The organism is Bradyrhizobium sp. CCBAU 11386, from assembly GCF_028128955.1.
In the GTDB taxonomy this organism is placed as follows: domain Bacteria; phylum Pseudomonadota; class Alphaproteobacteria; order Rhizobiales; family Xanthobacteraceae; genus Bradyrhizobium.
In genome coordinates this window covers 47,252-64,459 of sequence record NZ_LBKA01000256.1, presented here as the reverse complement: position 1 = coordinate 64,459, position 17,208 = coordinate 47,252, and the positions used below count along the sequence as shown (strand labels likewise).

18 protein-coding genes are annotated in these 17,208 nt (G+C 60.7%); 8 read left to right on the top strand and 10 right to left on the bottom strand.

What is annotated here, in order from left to right; genetic code table 11:
• Positions 1-666 precede the first annotated feature (666 nt).
• On the bottom strand, positions 667-1,563 hold the full coding sequence (locus tag XI09_RS37305; protein ID WP_271571485.1) for a LysR family transcriptional regulator: 897 nt from the start codon (positions 1,561-1,563) through the stop codon (positions 667-669).
• 290 nt (positions 1,564-1,853) lie between these two features.
• Here XI09_RS37305 and XI09_RS37300 point away from each other — a divergent pair, with 290 nt between their 5' ends.
• The 5 genes from XI09_RS37300 to XI09_RS37280 all read left to right on the top strand — a co-directional run bounded on the left by XI09_RS37300 (position 1,854) and on the right by XI09_RS37280 (position 5,199).
• Positions 1,854-2,588, top strand: a complete 735-nt coding sequence (locus tag XI09_RS37300; protein ID WP_271571344.1) for an SDR family NAD(P)-dependent oxidoreductase — start codon at positions 1,854-1,856, stop codon at positions 2,586-2,588.
• Positions 2,589-2,639: 51 nt separating this feature from the next.
• A complete protein-coding gene (locus XI09_RS37295) occupies positions 2,640-3,392 on the top strand; it encodes an SDR family NAD(P)-dependent oxidoreductase (protein WP_271571343.1) in 753 nt (250 codons plus the stop codon).
• Positions 3,393-3,423: 31 nt separating this feature from the next.
• Complete coding sequence (locus XI09_RS37290; protein WP_271571342.1) at positions 3,424-4,023, top strand: NADPH-dependent F420 reductase; 600 nt, start codon at positions 3,424-3,426, stop codon at positions 4,021-4,023.
• Positions 4,024-4,108: 85 nt separating this feature from the next.
• Positions 4,109-4,519, top strand: a complete 411-nt coding sequence (locus XI09_RS37285) for a nuclear transport factor 2 family protein (RefSeq protein WP_271571341.1) — start codon at positions 4,109-4,111, stop codon at positions 4,517-4,519.
• 47 nt (positions 4,520-4,566) lie between these two features.
• Positions 4,567-5,199, top strand: a complete 633-nt coding sequence (locus XI09_RS37280) for a class I SAM-dependent methyltransferase (RefSeq protein WP_271571340.1) — start codon at positions 4,567-4,569, stop codon at positions 5,197-5,199.
• A gap of 118 nt (positions 5,200-5,317) precedes the next feature.
• Here the strand turns inward: XI09_RS37280 and XI09_RS37275 are convergent, their stop codons facing one another.
• The 8 genes from XI09_RS37275 to acuI form a co-directional block, all read right to left on the bottom strand.
• The gene (locus XI09_RS37275; protein WP_271571339.1) at positions 5,318-5,701 is read right to left on the bottom strand and encodes a hypothetical protein; all 384 of its coding nucleotides are present in this window, start codon (positions 5,699-5,701) and stop codon (positions 5,318-5,320) included.
• The gene (locus XI09_RS46265) at positions 5,701-5,853 is read right to left on the bottom strand and encodes an integrase (protein WP_442869647.1); all 153 of its coding nucleotides are present in this window, start codon (positions 5,851-5,853) and stop codon (positions 5,701-5,703) included. The genes XI09_RS37275 and XI09_RS46265 overlap by 1 nt, the downstream gene beginning before the upstream one ends.
• Before the next feature lie 635 nt (positions 5,854-6,488).
• Positions 6,489-7,277 (bottom strand): crotonase/enoyl-CoA hydratase family protein, encoded by a 789-nt coding sequence (locus XI09_RS37265; RefSeq protein WP_271571338.1) that lies wholly within the window; start codon positions 7,275-7,277, stop codon positions 6,489-6,491.
• Positions 7,278-7,334: 57 nt separating this feature from the next.
• On the bottom strand, positions 7,335-8,435 hold the full coding sequence (locus tag XI09_RS37260; protein ID WP_271571484.1) for an NADH:flavin oxidoreductase: 1,101 nt from the start codon (positions 8,433-8,435) through the stop codon (positions 7,335-7,337).
• An 87-nt stretch (positions 8,436-8,522) separates the two neighbouring features.
• A complete protein-coding gene (locus XI09_RS37255; protein WP_271571337.1) occupies positions 8,523-9,707 on the bottom strand; it encodes an ABC transporter substrate-binding protein in 1,185 nt (394 codons plus the stop codon).
• Between the two features lie 106 nt (positions 9,708-9,813).
• A complete protein-coding gene (locus tag XI09_RS37250; RefSeq protein WP_271571336.1) occupies positions 9,814-11,409 on the bottom strand; it encodes a class I adenylate-forming enzyme family protein in 1,596 nt (531 codons plus the stop codon).
• 350 nt (positions 11,410-11,759) lie between these two features.
• Positions 11,760-12,869: an alkene reductase gene (locus tag XI09_RS37245; RefSeq protein WP_271571335.1), complete on the bottom strand. Its 1,110-nt coding sequence runs from the start codon at positions 12,867-12,869 to the stop codon at positions 11,760-11,762.
• 22 nt (positions 12,870-12,891) lie between these two features.
• Positions 12,892-13,878 (bottom strand): acrylyl-CoA reductase (NADPH), encoded by a 987-nt coding sequence (gene acuI, locus XI09_RS37240; RefSeq protein WP_271571334.1) that lies wholly within the window; start codon positions 13,876-13,878, stop codon positions 12,892-12,894.
• A gap of 343 nt (positions 13,879-14,221) precedes the next feature.
• Here acuI and XI09_RS37235 point away from each other — a divergent pair, with 343 nt between their 5' ends.
• The 3 genes from XI09_RS37235 to XI09_RS37225 all read left to right on the top strand — a co-directional run bounded on the left by XI09_RS37235 (position 14,222) and on the right by XI09_RS37225 (position 16,291).
• Positions 14,222-14,569, top strand: a complete 348-nt coding sequence (locus XI09_RS37235; protein ID WP_333939165.1) for a winged helix-turn-helix transcriptional regulator — start codon at positions 14,222-14,224, stop codon at positions 14,567-14,569.
• Positions 14,570-14,796: 227 nt separating this feature from the next.
• Positions 14,797-15,600 carry an SDR family NAD(P)-dependent oxidoreductase gene (locus tag XI09_RS37230; RefSeq protein WP_271571332.1) on the top strand — a complete coding sequence of 268 codons (804 nt, stop codon included), beginning with the start codon at positions 14,797-14,799 and terminating at the stop codon, positions 15,598-15,600.
• A gap of 127 nt (positions 15,601-15,727) precedes the next feature.
• Positions 15,728-16,291 (top strand): MarR family winged helix-turn-helix transcriptional regulator, encoded by a 564-nt coding sequence (locus XI09_RS37225; RefSeq protein ID WP_271571331.1) that lies wholly within the window; start codon positions 15,728-15,730, stop codon positions 16,289-16,291.
• Positions 16,292-16,343: 52 nt separating this feature from the next.
• Here XI09_RS37225 and XI09_RS37220 read toward each other — a convergent pair whose 3' ends face one another.
• Positions 16,344-17,123 carry an SDR family oxidoreductase gene (locus XI09_RS37220; protein ID WP_271571330.1) on the bottom strand — a complete coding sequence of 260 codons (780 nt, stop codon included), beginning with the start codon at positions 17,121-17,123 and terminating at the stop codon, positions 16,344-16,346.
• Between the last annotated feature and the right edge of the window lie 85 nt (positions 17,124-17,208).

Genomic DNA, 17,208 nt, shown 5'->3' with positions numbered 1-17,208 from the left:
CTCCTCGGCCGAGCGGCCGATTGAAGACTATTTCAACATGTCGTTCTGGCGTGTGCAGCTCATTTCAAGCTGATGTGGTGGCGGGCATCTCAAATCGACCCAATGCACCACGTACAATCACAGCAGGTACTTTATCGCAGCATTGACGCAAGCGTGCGTGTGAGATGCTTCACATCAAGGTGCGACAATTGAGCACCGGGGCTGAACGAGACGAAGTCGTGGCATCGAAGTAGCTCGGTGCGCATCCTGCGAGGTATGCTCACGTCAAGACCGGAGCGTGACGCACATCCGACGTTGGCGCTAGGTACCTGCGCGACGATCAGGACGGCGGCAGACAGTACATTGGTGTCGACGAGGTACACGGCGTCAGCTGCGGTGCAAGTGCGTGGCCTGTCCTATTGACGATTGATCGCGCTCCATCGGGATCGTTTGTCTGGCGCGAGATCAATATCTCCAAATTGTCTGCCAGGCTGATAAGGCCCCGCTTTCAGCGACTATCAATATCGATCGGTCCACTTTTCTCGAATCCCCTGGCGACGCCGCACCGCCGACATGGTCGAAGACTACCGTCTGCGGCGCGAGGGATTGACCGCGACGCCGCTTGGAGCGATCGCAGCTCGGCTTCCGACCGGCTTATGGCAAGCATCGCCAGCGACCTGCCGCGCCTCAGTCGCGCGATATGGACAGCCCCGCGAGAAGCGGAGCGTACGCGGCGAGCCTGCGGGATACGAACTCGGTGAAGAGCTGCACGCGCTTCGTCTTGCGTGTCTCCCCCTGCGTGAGAAGCCAGAGCGTTCCGTACATGTGCAGGTCGGTGCCCGGCACCCTCACCAGCAGGGGGTCGGCATCGCCGACGAAGCACGGCAGTGTCGTGATCCCGAGCCCTTGCCTGACTGCAACGATCTGCGCCTCGGCGTCCGTGGTTCTGAACGGCCCCCCCGTGGTGCGAACCTCACCCTCGCTGGCCCAATCCGGAATTCCATGAATGCTTATGACGATCCACCGGATGGGATCAGGCGCGCCCGCACGCCACGCGGCTAGTCGATCCCTGGACATGTAGACGCCGCCGAACAGCTCCGGTCCCTTCAGGCCGTGAAGATTGAGCGGCAGGGTTTTGCGGTCGTAGACGACGCGGATCGCGACGTCGGCCTCCCGGTTGGTCAGATTTGCCAGCTCGCCGGACGACAAGATTTCCATCTCGATGTCCGGATGCAGACGTGCGAAATCGGCAAAGTCCGGCATGAGCAGGTGTGTCGCCAGGGGCGGCGCCAGCGTCACCCGCAGAAGCCCGCGCACGCTCTGGTCGCGCCCGAAGACGCGCGTCTCCAGCAGGTGCGACGACGCTTCCATCTGGTCCGCGAACTCGAGAACCTCCTCGCCCGCGGCCGTCAGGCGGTAGCCCGAAGGCAGCTTTTCGAACATTTGGACCCCGAGGCGTTCCTCGAGCTGGGCGATGCGTCGCAGCACGGTCGCGTGGTTCACACCGAGACGCTCGGCGGCAGCCCGCACCGAGCCTCCGCGCGCGACGGCAAGAAAGTAGCGAACGTCATCCCAGTCGATCATGGTGCAATCCCGCACCATGCGGTGCGCCTTTCCAAAGCCCGTGTCCAGCACATCGAACAGCATCTCCTATGTGGGTGGCACGGGGCGATTATCATAGACGGCGCCGACAAGAACCGCCCAATTCCGAACGGCGGACGCCGATCGTCGCGGCTGGCGTCAGTCGTGCAGCCGGATCGATTTCGCACCACCGATGTGCGCGTTTCCGCACTCAACGCCTGACCCCGGCGGACCTATGTCGAGGGTCTCGGATTGTCCCCGAGCGACCAGAGGCGGAAGCCTGGAAGGAAGTCATGGGAAAGCTTAAGGGTAAGATTGCAGTCATTACGGGCGGTGCTACCGGCATCGGCCGCGCCGCGGCAAAGCGCTTCATCGAAGAAGGCGCCTTCGTCTTCATCTTCGGCCGCCGACAGGAAGCGCTCGACGCTGCTGTGGCCGCCCTCGGGCCCAATGCCCGCGCGGTGAAGGGCTCGGTCTCGGATGAGGCCGACCTCGACCGACTCTACGCGGCGGTGAAGGCCGAGCGCGGAACCCTCGACATCGTCTTCGCCAATGCCGGGGCGGGAAGCCCGCTTCCGCTCGGCAAGATCACGGCCAAGCACATTGACGAAACTTTCGACACCAATGTGAAGGGTACGATCTTCACGATCCAGAAGGCGCTGCCACTGATGCGCCGGGGCGGTTCGATCATCCTGACCGGATCGAGCGCCGGCACCACGGGCGCCCCGGCAATGAGCGCCTACAGCGCCAGCAAGGCGGCAGTCCGCAACCTCGCGCGGACCTGGGCGGAGGACCTGAAGGGCACCGGCATCCGGGTCAACGTGCTGTCGCCCGGGGCGACTGCGACCGAGCTCGCGAAGGCAGCGCTCGGCGAGGAAGGCCAGAAGGTCTACGCCTCGATGACTCCGCTCCAGCGCATGGCCGATCCGGCCGAGATCGGGGCCGTGGCCGCCTTTCTCGCGTCGTCGGACAGCAGCTTCATGACCGCCAGCGAAGTCGCCGTCGACGGCGGCCTGGCGCAACTCTGAACCCCGGCGCGGTCCCGTGCCTGGTCCACACACAATGAGAGATAAAAGAACATGAAAACACTAGAAGGTAAGATCGCAGTCATCACCGGCGGAAGCAGCGGGATTGGGTTGGCCACAGCCCAGCGCTTCGTGGAAGAAGGTGCGCACGTCGTGATCACCGGGCGACGCGAGAAAGAGCTGAAGGAGGCCGCAGCCCTCATCGAGAGAAACGTTACGACGGTCGTGGGCGACGTCTCGCGCCTGGAAGATCTGGACCGGCTCTATGCCGTCGTGAAAGAGAAACATGGTCACATCAACATTCTCTTCGCGAACGCGGGCGCCGGGACAATCGCACCGCTCGCGGCAGCGACTGAGGCCCATTTTGACCAGACCTTCGATGTGAACGTGAAGGGGCTGTTTTTCACAGTACAGAAATCCCTTCCGCTATTCAGAGACGGCGGTTCGATTATCCTGAATTCTTCGGTCTCCAACGTATTGGGGCTGCCGGGGTTCAGCACCTACGCCGCGAGTAAGGCGGCGGTGCGAAACTTCGCGCGCGCTTGGACACTGGAACTCAAAGACCGCAAGATCCGCGTGAATTGCATGAGCCCCGGAGCAATCGATACCCCGGCCCTAGCAACGACGACGGGTCTTACGGCTGAACAGGCCGAGCAAGCGGTCGCACAGTTCACCACACAGATTCCGATGGGTCGCAGGGGCAAGCCAGAGGAGATCGCGGCTGCCGTCACGTTCCTCGCCTCCGATGAAAGTTCTTACATCACCGGCGTGGATCTCGCTGTCGATGGAGGCATGGCGCAGGTCTGACCCCGGCATCAACACGAGATCGGAAAACATCATGAGCTACGCAATTGTCGGCTTCGGCAAGATCGGCCAGGCCCTCGCCACGGCGTTTGCCCGCAACGGCATCGAAGTATCCGTTGCAACGACGCGCGCCCCCGAAAGCTTTGCACCCGATGCGGACGCGATCGGCCGCACGATCATTCCCAAAAAGCTGGCGGACGCGGTCAAGGCGGACATCATCTTTTTGGCTGTCCGCTTCGAGTCGCACCCGGATGTCGCGAAGGCGCTGTCCACCTGGCAGGGCAAGACGATCGTCGATGTGACCAATGCCTACGGCGTGCCCCCCGAGAAACTGGGGGGACAAGCTTCTTCCAAGGCCGTCGCGCAGGCCTTCACTGGCGGTCGACTGGTCAAGGGCTTCAACCATTTGGCCGCTGCCGTCCTCGGCCAAGATCCGGCCGTCCATGGTGGCAGGAGAGTCGTGTTCCTGGCGAGCGACGATGACGCTGCCGCAGCGGAGATTGGCGCGCTTGCGGAAAAGCTCGGCTTCGCGCCGATCAAACTTGGCGGGCTTTCGGAAGGTGGGCAGCTTGTGCAGGCGCGCGGAAACAGCTGGGGTCAGCTGATCTTCAAGGATTTGGTCAGGTTCGACTGAACAACGCGACGTTCCCACCGTTGGGGATACGACGCACGCGATCGGATCGAGCGCGATCCGATCGGAGCGAAAAGGAGAAATGACCATGAGCACCGAAGAGAATGTCCAGATTGTGAAGGATTTCTTTGCAGCAATGGGCAGCTACGACGAGCGCGATCTGCTGGCGTTGGCTGCCGAAGATATCGAGTGGATCATTCCGGGCGAGGGCTGGCCCCTGGCAGGCACGCACCGCGGGCACGCGGAATTGGCGGCTGTGCTTAAGAAGGCATCTGAAGAGGTGGAAATGAAATACCCGAAGCCCCCCGAATTCGTGGCGCAGGGAGACCGGGTTCTGGTCGTCGGCGTCGCCACGGGAAAAATCTACGCTACGAACAAACCGTACAAGGACGAGTGGGTCTTCGACATTACCGTTCGAGATGGAAAAGTCGCACACATCCAGGAGTACATCGACACGCAAGCACTGGCGCGGGCCTCGCGGATGGATGCAAAGACCTAGTCAAGTTCGACCTGTGAATTGAATGCCCGCCCGAAATGGAGATCCCGATGTACGACCAACCCAAGCTATCCGAGTTGATCCGGTTCGCACGCGTCGAGGCGGGCGCCACCGTCATCGACGTTTACCCAGGCGACGGCGACTGGACCCGTCTGTTCTCCGAGATCGTGGGACCCGAAGGACGGGTCTACAGCTTCGTGCCGGTCGAAGTCGCCCACTTCAAGACCGATCCTGTCGGCCGCATGCAGACGCTTGCGAAGGAGCCGGGCCGAGAGAACGTCGAAGTCGCCTCGGCGGATCTCGTGGCGATGCCGCAGGCCACGCTACCGGCGGACGTCCTGTGGCTGCACCTGTTCTACCACGATCTCCACACCGCGCTGATGCAGGCAAGGGGCGCGACGGCGGCCCAGTTCAATCGAGCTGTCTACGAGCGGCTGAAGCCCGGCGGGTCCTACGTCATCGTCGACCACGCCGCCGCCGTCGGGGCGGGCACGAGCGACGCCCAGTCGCTGCATCGGATTGAGCCTGCATCCGTTCGCGAGGAGGTGGAGGCGGCCGGCTTCGTCCTGGATGCGCAAAGCACCATGCTCGCGAACAAGGACGATCCGCACGCGATCAAGGTGTTCGACCCCGCGATCAAGGGCAAGACCGATCGCTTCGCCTATCGGTTCGTGAGGCCCTGACGGGTCGCGGCTCCCACGTCATATCGACCTCCCCCGCGGGTTGCCTCGACGTCTTCGCTGGATTTGTTCGCATCCGCTGCGGGTCAATTACAGTTCTTGAGCTTTCGGTGCAGCCGGATCACTTTTTAGTCGTGACCTCAGATGGCTGCTCTGCCGACCCGCCGATTTTCTTCGAGACCACGTAGACGTCGACGCCGCTCATCGAGCATTCCTCGCTTGATGCCTGGCTTTTCGTGACGACCTCGATCTTCTTGCCATCCCTCGTGTGAAACGTGATGTCGTAAACCTGCTGGTAGAGGTCTTTGCCGATCTTTTCGGATGCGAGACGAACGGCCTTGGTCTGCGCCTCGATCACTGACGGGATATCAATCAGGCCGGCGTTCTTGAGGTGCGTGAGGGCCATGTTCGTGGGCCAACTCGCGCAGTCCGGAGACTTCGCCAGAGCCACCGCAGCCGGCATGGCAAATATTGCGACCATCACCACTTTCAACGCGGCGCGCATCAACGCACCACCTTGATGGTGTGGTCGCCACTTTCCGAGATCTGCTTGCGCCTGTTGATGGGCAGGACGGCAACGTACATGCCGTCGCGGTCGCCGCGCGTGTAAAGCTTCTCGCCAGGCTTGAGCTTCTGAAGTCCCGTATCGGTCAACAAGGTATTCTCCGTTCGGTTCACCGCCAGATACCATCATGGTACACCGCCAGATACCATCATGGTACATGATGGTACAGAACCGACCGAAACGGAGCCCCTGAAAACGTGCCCTCGGCGATCGCCGGCTCATGCTGAACAAGCGCCTCGATGTACTTCCGAAGATCGTGCTTTACAGCCAATGCAGCCCTCTCAGAATGCGCGTCGCAAAGTCATTAAGCTAAGTCGTCCAAGCTCCTCGCAACCTCCCCTACTCCCACTCAATCATATCGGACGACGTTTCGCCGTTGATTTGCAAGCACAATTCTTCACGTGTGACGGACAAATTCCGACGATATAGCCGCTGCAATTTTTCGGTCTTGAATTCACAGAAAAATTCGAGCCGCTCGCAACGCTGGCGGTTCCGGTACCTATCGGGGTCAATCGACTGATCGGCGCTGCCTGGGTAGCGAAGATCGCCGTGCGCGCACTGGTGCGGTGTAGATTCAAATACCGTCAGAGATCGGGAGGGCGCTTGTTCCCTCGCTCGGTCCGCACAGACAAAGGCGTTCTTGCCGAGGGGATGAATATTCTCTTGATGCTTCTCTTTGTCGCTTCCCCCGACCCGCAAACGAACGTCTATCGGGTGTCAGCCGGATCTATTTCCCGCGGAACACTGCCGAGCGACGTTCCACGAAAGACAGGATGCCCTCTTTCATGTCTTCGCTGCTGAAAACGCGATCCTTGATCTTCGGGATATAGTCGATCGCCGCTCTTTCGCCGGCCTCGATGTACTTCAGCGCGGCCTCTTTAGTTACCTGAATGCCGATCGGAGCGTTCTTGGCGATCAGACCGGCAATTTCCATCGCGCGCGGAATCTGCTGACCAGGAGCGACGACTTCCTGAACAAACCCGATTTTGTACGCCCGCGCTGCGCTGAACTCGTCGCACAGGAATAGGTGGTACATCGCGTCCCCCCAGCCGGCCCGCGTCAAGTACCGGAAATGGGCGCCACCGAGCGGCGCGATCCCGCGCTTGGATTCCATTTGGCAGAACCGGGCGTCGTCGGCAGCCACAACAATGTCGCCGGCCAACATCATTTCGATGCCAATCGTGAAGCATATCCCCTGGACCGCCGTCACAACCGGTTTACGGCATCTGCTCTTCAACGCGAAGGCATCGATGTTGCCGGGCCTGAGCTCGGTGTTCTCGGCCGTCGGTCCAAAGAACTTCGGCATATCCAACCCGGCCGTGAAATCCGGGCCTTCGGCGCAAAGAACCCCGACCCAATAGTCGTCGGTGCGGTCGAGAAGCGTCATCGCATCCGACATCTGCGCCATCATCTGCGGGCTGAAAGAATTCTTCTTCGCCACGTTGTCGATGACGATCTTGAACACATGCCCATGCACCTCGGTACGGATCTGACCGGCCTGCGTCTTCTCGCTCATTTGCTAGTCTCCGATTTGCTTGCAGTGGCGACGCGCGGCGTCAAAACCGTTCATTGCTCAGCTCAGCGCCGCAAACGCAGTCCGTTCGAAAGCCATCAGTTCTTCCGTCCGGCCATCGCGTACCTTCAGCAGCCACTGCGGGTCCTGAAGCAGCGCCCGCCCCACCGCGACGAGATCGAACTCCTCGCGATCGAGGCGCCGGATCAGCTCGTCGAGGGATGCCGGACGGGAGCCCTCTCCGCCGTACGCTGCGATGAACTCGCCGGTCAGGCCGACCGATCCGACTGAAATCGTCGGCACGCCCGTCACCTTCTTCGCCCATCCCGCGAAGTTCAAATCCGAGCCATCAAACTCCGGCTCCCAGAAGCGCCGTTGTGAGCAATGCAAAACGTCAACTCCGGCGTCGACCAATGGTCTTAGCCAGTCTTCCAGCGCCCGAGGTGTGTCGGCGAGCTTTACCTCATAGTCCTGCTGCTTCCACTGGCTGATCCGCAGCAATATCGGATAGTCTGGTCCCACCGCTTTGCGCACCGCGTGGACGATATCAGCGGCAAACCGGGCCCGGCCCGGCAGATCCTTGCCTCCATAGGCATCCTCGCGGCGATTGGTACCTTCCCAAAAGAACTGGTCGATCAGATAGCCGTGCGCGCCATGCAATTCGACGGCATCGAACCCCAAGCGCTTCGCGGCAAGCGCCGCATCGGCGAACGCGCGAATAGCGTCCGCGATATCCTCTTCGCTCATCGGCTCGCCGAACTTCTTGTCGGGTCGAGACAGGCCAGACGGGCTGTCGTAGGCTCCGGGCGGAGACCAATTCTGAGCACGTGTGCGGACGGCTCCGACGTGCCATAGCTGCGGCGCCATCAGGCCCCCCGCGCCATGCACCTCGTCAACCACGCGGCGCCACCCGCCCAACTCCTTCTCGCCATGAAAGCGGGGAACATTCGGATCGTTCAGGGATGCCGGACGATCCACGCCCGTCCCCTCCGATATGATGAACCCGACCGCTCCTTCGGCACGGCGGCGGTAATACTGCGCGACGTCTTCGGTTGGAATTCCGCCCGGAGAGAATGAGCGCGTCATCGGCGCCATCACGACCCGGTTTGGCAGGTTCAGCCCTTTCAGCTTAAAAGGCCGGAAAAGAACGTCGGTCACTATCTGCACTCCGTGAATTCGAACTTCGCGCGAACTTTCCGACGCAAACTCAACAAACCGCGCCGTCGACTCCGGCCTCAACGATTGAGCTCATTTTTGGCCTGCAATGAGCACGTCCCCGAACTGCTCCCACGAACTTCCGGACCAACGCTGGAGCTGAAGCTGCGTGTAGGCCATGCTATTCTCGGGACCTGTGTTGATCGTAATGCCCGGTATGACGGTGGGCAGCGACAGCCCGCGGATGCTCCGCGACTGCTTGACGATATTCTCGCGCGAGAGATCGTTGCCGCACTGCTTGAGTAGCTGCTCCAGAATCTGTCCCTGCTGCGTCCCGAACACATAATTGGCATCGCCGATATCGGCGCCAGGAAGGTATTTGGCGAAATGGTCACGATACCATTTGATGCCCGGGTCGTCGGCCCATTTCTTATCGTTCGGATCCTTGGTGATCGTCGCAGCGATGATGCCTATGGCCTTCTCCGGCCCCGCCGGAACGATGGTCGAAGACACAGAGCTCGAAACGAAGTTGATCAGGAAGAGAGGCTTCCAACCGATCTCGTCGGTTTTCTTGATGGCTTGTGCCGCGAATTTCGGCGTGCCCGCGACCAAAAACGCCTCGGCGCCGGACGCCTTCAGCGACACGACGTGGGAATCAATCGTCGGCTCGGTCACCTCGTAAGAGGACACGACGACTTTCTTGTCGAAATCGTCCTTCAGGTAGGCTTTGAATGCATTGACGAAGTCCTTACCCAAATCGTCGTTCTGATAGAGGATCGCTATCTTCGCGTCCGGGCGGCTCTGCGTGATGTACTTCGCGTAGATTCGTCCCTCCGTATCGTAGCTCGGCAACCCCGTCGTGGTCATGGGGAATTCAGCAAAATTGGTGAATTTGGTGACCCCGCTCACCACGAAAAGATGAGGCACTTTCTTGGCGTTGACGTACTTTATGGTGGCACTGATGCCGGGGGTACCCAGCGGACCGAACAGGAAGGCGACCTCGTCGCTTTCTATGAGCTTACGGGTCTGCTCGACCGTCTTGGGGGGACTGTAGGCATCGTCGTAGGTGATGAGGTTTATCTTTCGTCCGTTGATGCCGCCCCGATCGTTGATCGAATTGACGTATGCAATCAGGCCCTTTCCAGTGTTACTGAGCGGCGAAGCGGGGCCGCTGAACGGAAAGGTCGCCCCTATCTTCACCTCGGACTCCGTCACTCCAGGCGCCTCCGCGCGCGCGGCCGCGCCGGCGATCGATGCCGCCAGCGTCGCAACAATCATGGTCCTTCCGAACATTGCCATCTCCCTTCGGCGACGACCGCGTCGCGCGCCATTTTCCTTTGACGGATCAATTCGATTGGGGACGCCTCGCCGTTTCCCGCGTCCGTCAGCCTGCGGCCGTCGCGCTGGAGGTCTCTGCGCTTACCCGCGCGTTCGCCATCTCCCGCAACTTGTGTTTCAGTATCTTGCCGGTGGAGGCCGAGGGCAAAACGTCAAGCACGATCACTTCGGTCGGACGCTTGTAGGAAGTGAGCAGTTGGGACGTGTACGTCTTCAGGTCTTCGGCGTTGACGCTGGCGCCGGGGAGAAGCTGCACGAATGCGACCACTTCCTCATTGCCGCTCGTCTTTCGTCCGACTACGGCCGATTGAACGACCTGGTCGTGCGCGTTCAGCACTGCCTCCACCTCGGCGGGGTAGACGTTGAACCCGGAGCGGATGATCAATTCCTTGGTCCGGCCAGCGATGTAGAGATGCCCGTCAGCATTCACGCGAGCAAGATCCCCCGTGTTGAACCATCCCTCGCTATTGATCGCCGCGGCCGTCAGGTCCGGCGCGCGGTAGTAGCCGAGCATCACGTTCGGACCCCGAACGTGTAATTCGCCGACCTCGCCCGGTGCCACTTTTTTGCTTTGCCCATCCACGATCCGGTGCTCGATGCCGGGAAGAAATGGGCCGACCGACTCATCCGAGACAGGGTGTTCCGAACGGACCCCCGATAGCCCCGGCGAACACTCGGTTATGCCGTAGTTGTTCAACAGCGGGATGCCGAACTCGTCCTCGATCCGCTTCTTGAGATCGAGGTCGAGCGGAGCGCCGGCGACCGCCATGACCCGCAGACTGCCCCGCTCGAGCCGTTGGATGCCCTTGACCGCTTTGTATTCGAGCAGACGCTGATATGTGGCAGGCACGCCAAACAGGCTCGTAATCCCCTCCTCGGCGATAGCATGAGCCAGCGCGGCGGGAACGGCCTTGGCTACGACATGTAACGTGCAGCCGTGCATCAGCGTTGCGATCAGCAGGATCGAATACCCGACAATGTGCGACATCGGCAGCACACCGTAGATGCGGTCACCCGGCCTACTTTGGCGAAGCACTCCCGAAGTCTTCGCGGTAAAGAGCAGGTTGCGGTGGCTCAGCATGACTCCCTTCGGCGCACCGGTCGTACCCGAGGTGTACAAAAGGCCCGCGACCTGGCGGGCGCCGTCCTCTTCGACTGGCTCAGCTTGCGCAGCTGCATTGAGAGAACCGATACCGATTCCACCGAATGGCCCCACAGCGCCGATTTTCGCACCGACGCGATTGGCATGATCGGCCGCTTCCTTCGATAGCGCTGAGTTGAACAGCACGCGCTTGGCGCCGCTGTGCATTGCAATCAAGTCGACCTCTCGGGGCGAAAGGCGGGGATTGGCTGGAATACCCCAGGCATCGAGCTTGCTCGCCGCGAAGAGCATCGCCCCAAGAGCAACGCTGTTCTCGCTCGCAATTATCACACGATCGCCGGGTCCAATGCCCAAACCGGCGAGATCCTTCGTCGCCGCGTCGACAGCATCCGAGAACTGCCGGTAGCTCCACGGACGACCTCCTTCCACGAAGGCTGGTTGATCGGGCATGTCCCGCACGAACGGCCCGTAGACTTCGTGTACCCTGGATGGCAGGCCGTTCAGCAATTCGGCCGCGGTGAATGCGTCCACGCTACTCATGCCATTCCTCCCTGGTGCCCCCCTTTTCGGAAGCGCTGCGGCCGCCTTCAAACGAGGCAGGTCCGTCCTTTCAGTCTATCGGCAAATTGAGTAAAACGTTCTAAAATAGAACTGTCAAGTTCTGACAATTTTACCACATTCGCCTTGGCGAATAGCATCGTCCCTTTTCGACAATTCCTATTTGGAATTCTTCGGATGCAGGACGCTCGAGAGATCGATCAGATAGGACCTGAGGAAGCGCAGTGCTCGTTGACGTGCTTCATCGCGGTCCGGCGCTCGCGCGGGTTTGCCGATCCTGCCTGACGGTCCGGACCGCCCGTATTCGGGCAATCGCCCGACTATGATTGGACTCACCCCACCGCTTCAGCCGATTGCAGTACTGGATAGTCGGTGTAACCGGCGGCGCCGCCACCTGCGAACGTAGCGCGATTGTAGGGATTGAGCGCCGCGCCGAATTGGAGACGGCGCGGTAAGTCCGGATTGGCAATGAAGTGCCTGCCGAAAGCGACGGCGTCGCCCTGGCCAGCGCGGATCGCAGCATCGGCCGACGGACCGACGAAGCCGCCCGCGAGAATCAATGTTCCGGGCCAGAACCGACGCAAATCATGGATCGCGAGCGGCGCGCCGGCTTCACCGGCATCGGTGTCGCGGGCTTCGATCATGTGAACGTACGCAATATTGAGAGGAGCCAGCCGGCTCAGGACATGGCTGTACAGTCCGATCGGGTCCGCGTCACCGACGTCGTTAAATGTACCGAATGGCGACAACCGCACGCCGACGCGATCAGCGCCCCAGACCTCGACCAACGCGGTCATCACCTCCATCAGCAGACGGGACCGATTTTCGACCGAGCCGCCATAAGCGTCCGTGCGGTGATTGGTCTTGCTGTGAAGAAACTGCTCGATCAGGTAGCCGTTTGCGCCGTGGAGCTCGACGCCGTCAAATCCTGCGGCCAGCGCGTTGCGCGCGCCCTCGCGGTAAGCCTCGATAATTCCCGGAATCTCTCCGATCTCAAGTGCGCGGGGGGTCTCGAATGGCACCATCTGGAACGACGGCGTGAACGACTTGCCGGCAGCTGCAATCGCCGATGGAGCCACCGGCAGCGCGCCATCCGGCTGGAAGCTGGTATGCGACACTCGACCAACGTGCCAAAGTTGCATAAAAATGACGCCTTCCTTGGCGTGCACTGCATCCGTGATCTTCTTCCATCCTGCGATCTGTTCCGCCGAATGAATGCCGGGCGTCGCCGGATAGCCTTGCCCGGAAGGTGCGACCTGCGAAGCCTCGGTAACGATCAGACCGCCAGCCGACGCGCGCTGTGAATAATACTCGGCTCCGAGATCCGTAGGCACATTGCCGGGCACTGCCGCGCGCATGCGCGTGAGCGGCGCCATCACCACACGATGCGAGAGCGAGTAGCGGCCAAGCTTGAGAGGGGCGAAGAGGTGAGCTGAAATCATGGGAGATCCTTTCCGACGAAAATCACGCGTTGACATCGACGACCGTGCGGCCCTGGACTTTTCCCGCGAACATTCGGCGCACGACATCGGGGACCTGTGTGAGGCCAACCACCTGTGTAGTTCGCGCCAGTTTTGCCAGATCGAGATCGCGTGCCAGACGCGACCAAGCCTCGAACCGCACCTCTTGCGGGGCATTGACCGAGTCGATCCCGGCAAGAGTGATATTGCGCAAGATGAAAGGCAGGACCGTTCCGGGAAGATCCACGCCTTGAGCCAGGCCGCAGGCTGTGACAACGCCGCGATACTGCGTCTGCGCCAATACATTCACCAGGGTGTGGCTGCCGACGGAGTCGACTGCACCAGCCCAACGCTCGCGCGAGATCGGGGCTCCCTGCTCCGAAAGCGTCCGCCGATCGATAATTTCAGCTGCGCCGAGAGCGCGAAGATAGGCAGCTTCTTCGAGACGCCCCGTCGAAGCAATGACGCGATAGCCAAGATGGGACAGTATTGCGACGGCGATCGAACCGACGCCGCCATTGGCGCCAGTAACCAGGACGTCACCGCGCTGCGGTGTGAGGCCACCATGTTCGAGGGCCAGCACGGACAGCATAGCCGTATAGCCCGCCGTGCCGATCGCCATTGCATCCTTTGTTGAAAATGGCGCCGGGATCTTCACGAGCCACTCGCCCTTCAACCGCGCTTTCTGGGCGTATCCGCCGTGATGGGTTTGGCTTAGCGCCCAGCCATTGGCGACGACGCGGTCTCCGACCGCGATGCCCGGATAGGATGATGCCTCGACCGTCCCAGCCAAATCGATTCCGGGGATCAAGGGAAACTGGCGAATGATCTCCCCGCGTCCACTAATGGCGATAGCATCCTTGTAGTTCACTGTTGAATAATCGACCGCAACCGTAACGTCGCCCGGCATGAGATCTTGGTCGTTCATTTCGACCACGCTGGTCGAAATCTTCTCACTCGTCTTTGTTGCCAGCAGTGCCTTGAACGCCATCGCAATGTCCCCGGGTTTTTGTTTGCCGTCGACGGACCTAGGCGCCCGCCTGCCGGAGCTCAAGAAGGCACAATTAACGCGGGTACTATCATTTATGAACGTATCCGACGCAGCAAACGTCTCCCTCGTCCAGGCACCGCCGCCTTGTGGCGTGATGCCCCGAAGCGCGAGCGCGAGTCCTGGCATATTGAATGCATGACATGCATATTGTAGTATGATCATCATGTGATATGACTACTCTGATCTGAGAGCCTGTTCTGCAATGGCGACGAACGCGCCAGGTTTAGCGAGGTATCCGGTGCGCCCCAGAAGGTTTGACGCCAAAAGCGGATGTGCCGTGGGAGTGACGCTGTCCGTCATCGGTGGGCTCTGGAAGCCGCTGATCCTGTTTCATCTCTTTGCCGGCAAGAAGCGGTTCATGGAGCTGTCCCGAGCGATCCCTAACGTCACGCAGAGAATGTTGACCCTTCAGCTGCGCGAGCTGGAGGCCGATGGTGTCATCGTGCGCCATGCGTATCCGCAGATTCCGCCGAGAGTGGAATATGAAATCTCTCCCTTCGGCCAGAGCCTTAGTCCCATACTTCTTTCGCTTCGGAAGTGGGGCCAACACTACGAAGATTCATTCGATGGCACTGCTTTGAAGCAGCCAACATCTGACGCGCAGCGTTCGAACGCTTGCTCGCACACATGAAAGCGTAAGAGGCCGCAACATTCGGTTCGCTGTCTCCCGTGCGCCTCACCTGCGCGGCGATGTACTTGGCTGAAGGTAATGTTCCGGCCTAAACGACGTCGTGCGAATACATCATGGTCTTCCAAGCGATCCTATACGCAACGGCCGTTTGGAGAAAATGAGACTACACCTTGCGCGCGGACCAGATGGCTCCATATACTTGAGTACTCATCAAATTGAGTTAACTCATGTCTGACAATTCATCGAGCAAACCGGTCGCGGTCGTGACCGGAGCTTCGGCTGGGATCGGTGCCGTATACGCACGGCGGTTGGCCGCCCGAGGCTTCGATCTCATGCTCGTCGCACGCAGAGCCGACCGCCTCGCCACGCTTTCCAAGGAAGTTCAAAAAGAACACGGCACGAAGGTCGCAATCGTCGCGGCGGATCTCACCGATTCCGCTGACCTCGGCCGCGTCGAGCAGCACCTGGCCGCAGAAGAGCGGATCACCATGCTTGTCAACAATGCCGGCAGCGCCAAGCTGGCGCCGATGTCCGCCACCTCGACCGACGAGGCAGCGTCGATGATCGCTTTGAACATCACCGCCCTGACGCGGCTTACGCAGGCAGTCCTTCCGAATTTCCTGAAGAGGAACTCCGGCTCGATCATCAATGTCGCTTCGGTGCTTTCACTGCATTCGCTGCCGATCAGCAGCGTCTACAGCGGCACCAAGGGCTATGTCCTCAATTTCAGCCGCGGCCTTCAGGCGGAATTGACCGATACCGGAATCAGGGTGCAGCTTGTCCTCCCCGCTACAACATCGACCGAGCTTTGGGACATCGCCGGCGTCCCGCTGTCGCAGTTGAACCAGTCCTCGATCATGACGGCGGAGAACATGGTCGACGCGTCGCTCGCTGGCTATGATCGGGGCGAAGCCGTCACCCTTCCTTCCGTCGACGACACGCGCTTATGGGAGGCCTATGATGCGGCTCGCGGTGGCCTTGTTGCGGCCTCGCAGACGGGACAACCCGCATCCCGTTACGGCGTGAACTGACAGGCCCACGCCGGCACCAATCGCATCGCCGTTCCGGAGATGAATGCAGCCCCGGAACGTTCTCCCGGGAAGCGGCGTCGAGGAAACGCATCTTGCCGCGACCGCGGGAACAGGGCATTTAGGTGTCATGGGCACGACAACCAGGAAGTCGGGCGGGAGGCCGGACGTCAGCGAAGCACTGGCGGACCTGCAGCAGGTCGCCTGCACAAACACGGCGTTGCGGCGCGCCTCGCGCCGCCTCGGTCAACTTTACGACGAAGCATTGGCTCCGACCGGATTGCGCGGAACGCAGGTCAGCCTGCTGACGCAGATCGATGCAATGACTTTGCCGACGAATCGAGGCAATGGTGCCGGGCCGACGCTTCAGGAGCTGGCATCCCAGCTGTCTCTGCGCGTCTCCGGCATCACGCACGCTCTGGCGCCGTTGGTCCGCGACGGACTCGTCGAGCTGAGGCTGGACTTGCTCGACGCGCGCGTGAAGCACGCGCTGTTGACGTCCAAAGGCACGGCGCGCCTGGCCAAGGCGGTAGAACACTGGGCGATCGCCAACCGTCACGTCGAAAAGATCATGGGAAGCACGAAAACAGCGAAGCTTCGTGAACTGGCGGATCAGATATCCGCCGAGAGCTTCGATCTGTCCGCCGAGCATGGACTCCATTCGCGCAAGCGCAAGACGAAAGCAGCGGTCTGACGGCGATCGACAACTGCGCGCGGCTGTAGTTGCGTGCCGACGTGAGTGATAATCACCATTTCTCGGCCCACGGCCGGAGCACGACCTCGAACGCCCAGGTCGATCGATGCTGACGATGCAGTTGCAGATAGGTTTCCGCGATATGGTCGGGGTCGGCCATATTGTCCTCGACAGTCGTCCCCGCCAGCCGGTGCGCGCGAGTGCCGTCCTCCTGAGTCCAGCCGATCGCAGCGTCGATCGGCACATTTGCTATGTGGATACCCTGAGGCATCAGTTCTCTCGCCATGCTTTGCGCGAGTCCGGACTTGGCATGACATGACATTGCAAACGCGCCACTTGACGGGAAGCCTTTGAGCGCTGCGCTGGCGTTCGTGAAGATGATCGTTCCTCTCGCGCCGTTCGCGTCGGGTTCGTTTCCGAGCATGAGCCGAGCTGCTTGTTGACCGACCAGAAACGCGCTGAACGCAGAGTTTCGAAGGGTTTCGAGCACCATGACCGGGTCGGCTTCGATCACGTTCTTGCGGAAAATGCCGGGAACCCGGCCATCGATGTTATGAACGACAAGCCTTGGCGTGCCTACGTCCTGAACGACGTTCCCGAACAGCTGTGCCACCGCCGCCGGGTCACTTGCATCGCAGACGTATCGAAGCACACCATGCGTCTTCTCCAAGGCTTCAAGGACCGGCTTTTCGGGATTCCTGGCTGCGACGCAGACACGCATGCCGTTGTCCGCGAACAGTCTGGCGCAACTCGAACTGATGCCCGGACCGCCCCCGACGATAACCGCAATCTCGTGCACGGAACTTTGGATACCGCGGTCGGATTTAGTCATGTTGCCCCTCGGCTGCATTTTGGTGACCGGCACGGTCCCTGCCACAATTTTCGTGAAGAGATTTCTTCCCCGCGCCTTCGCTACG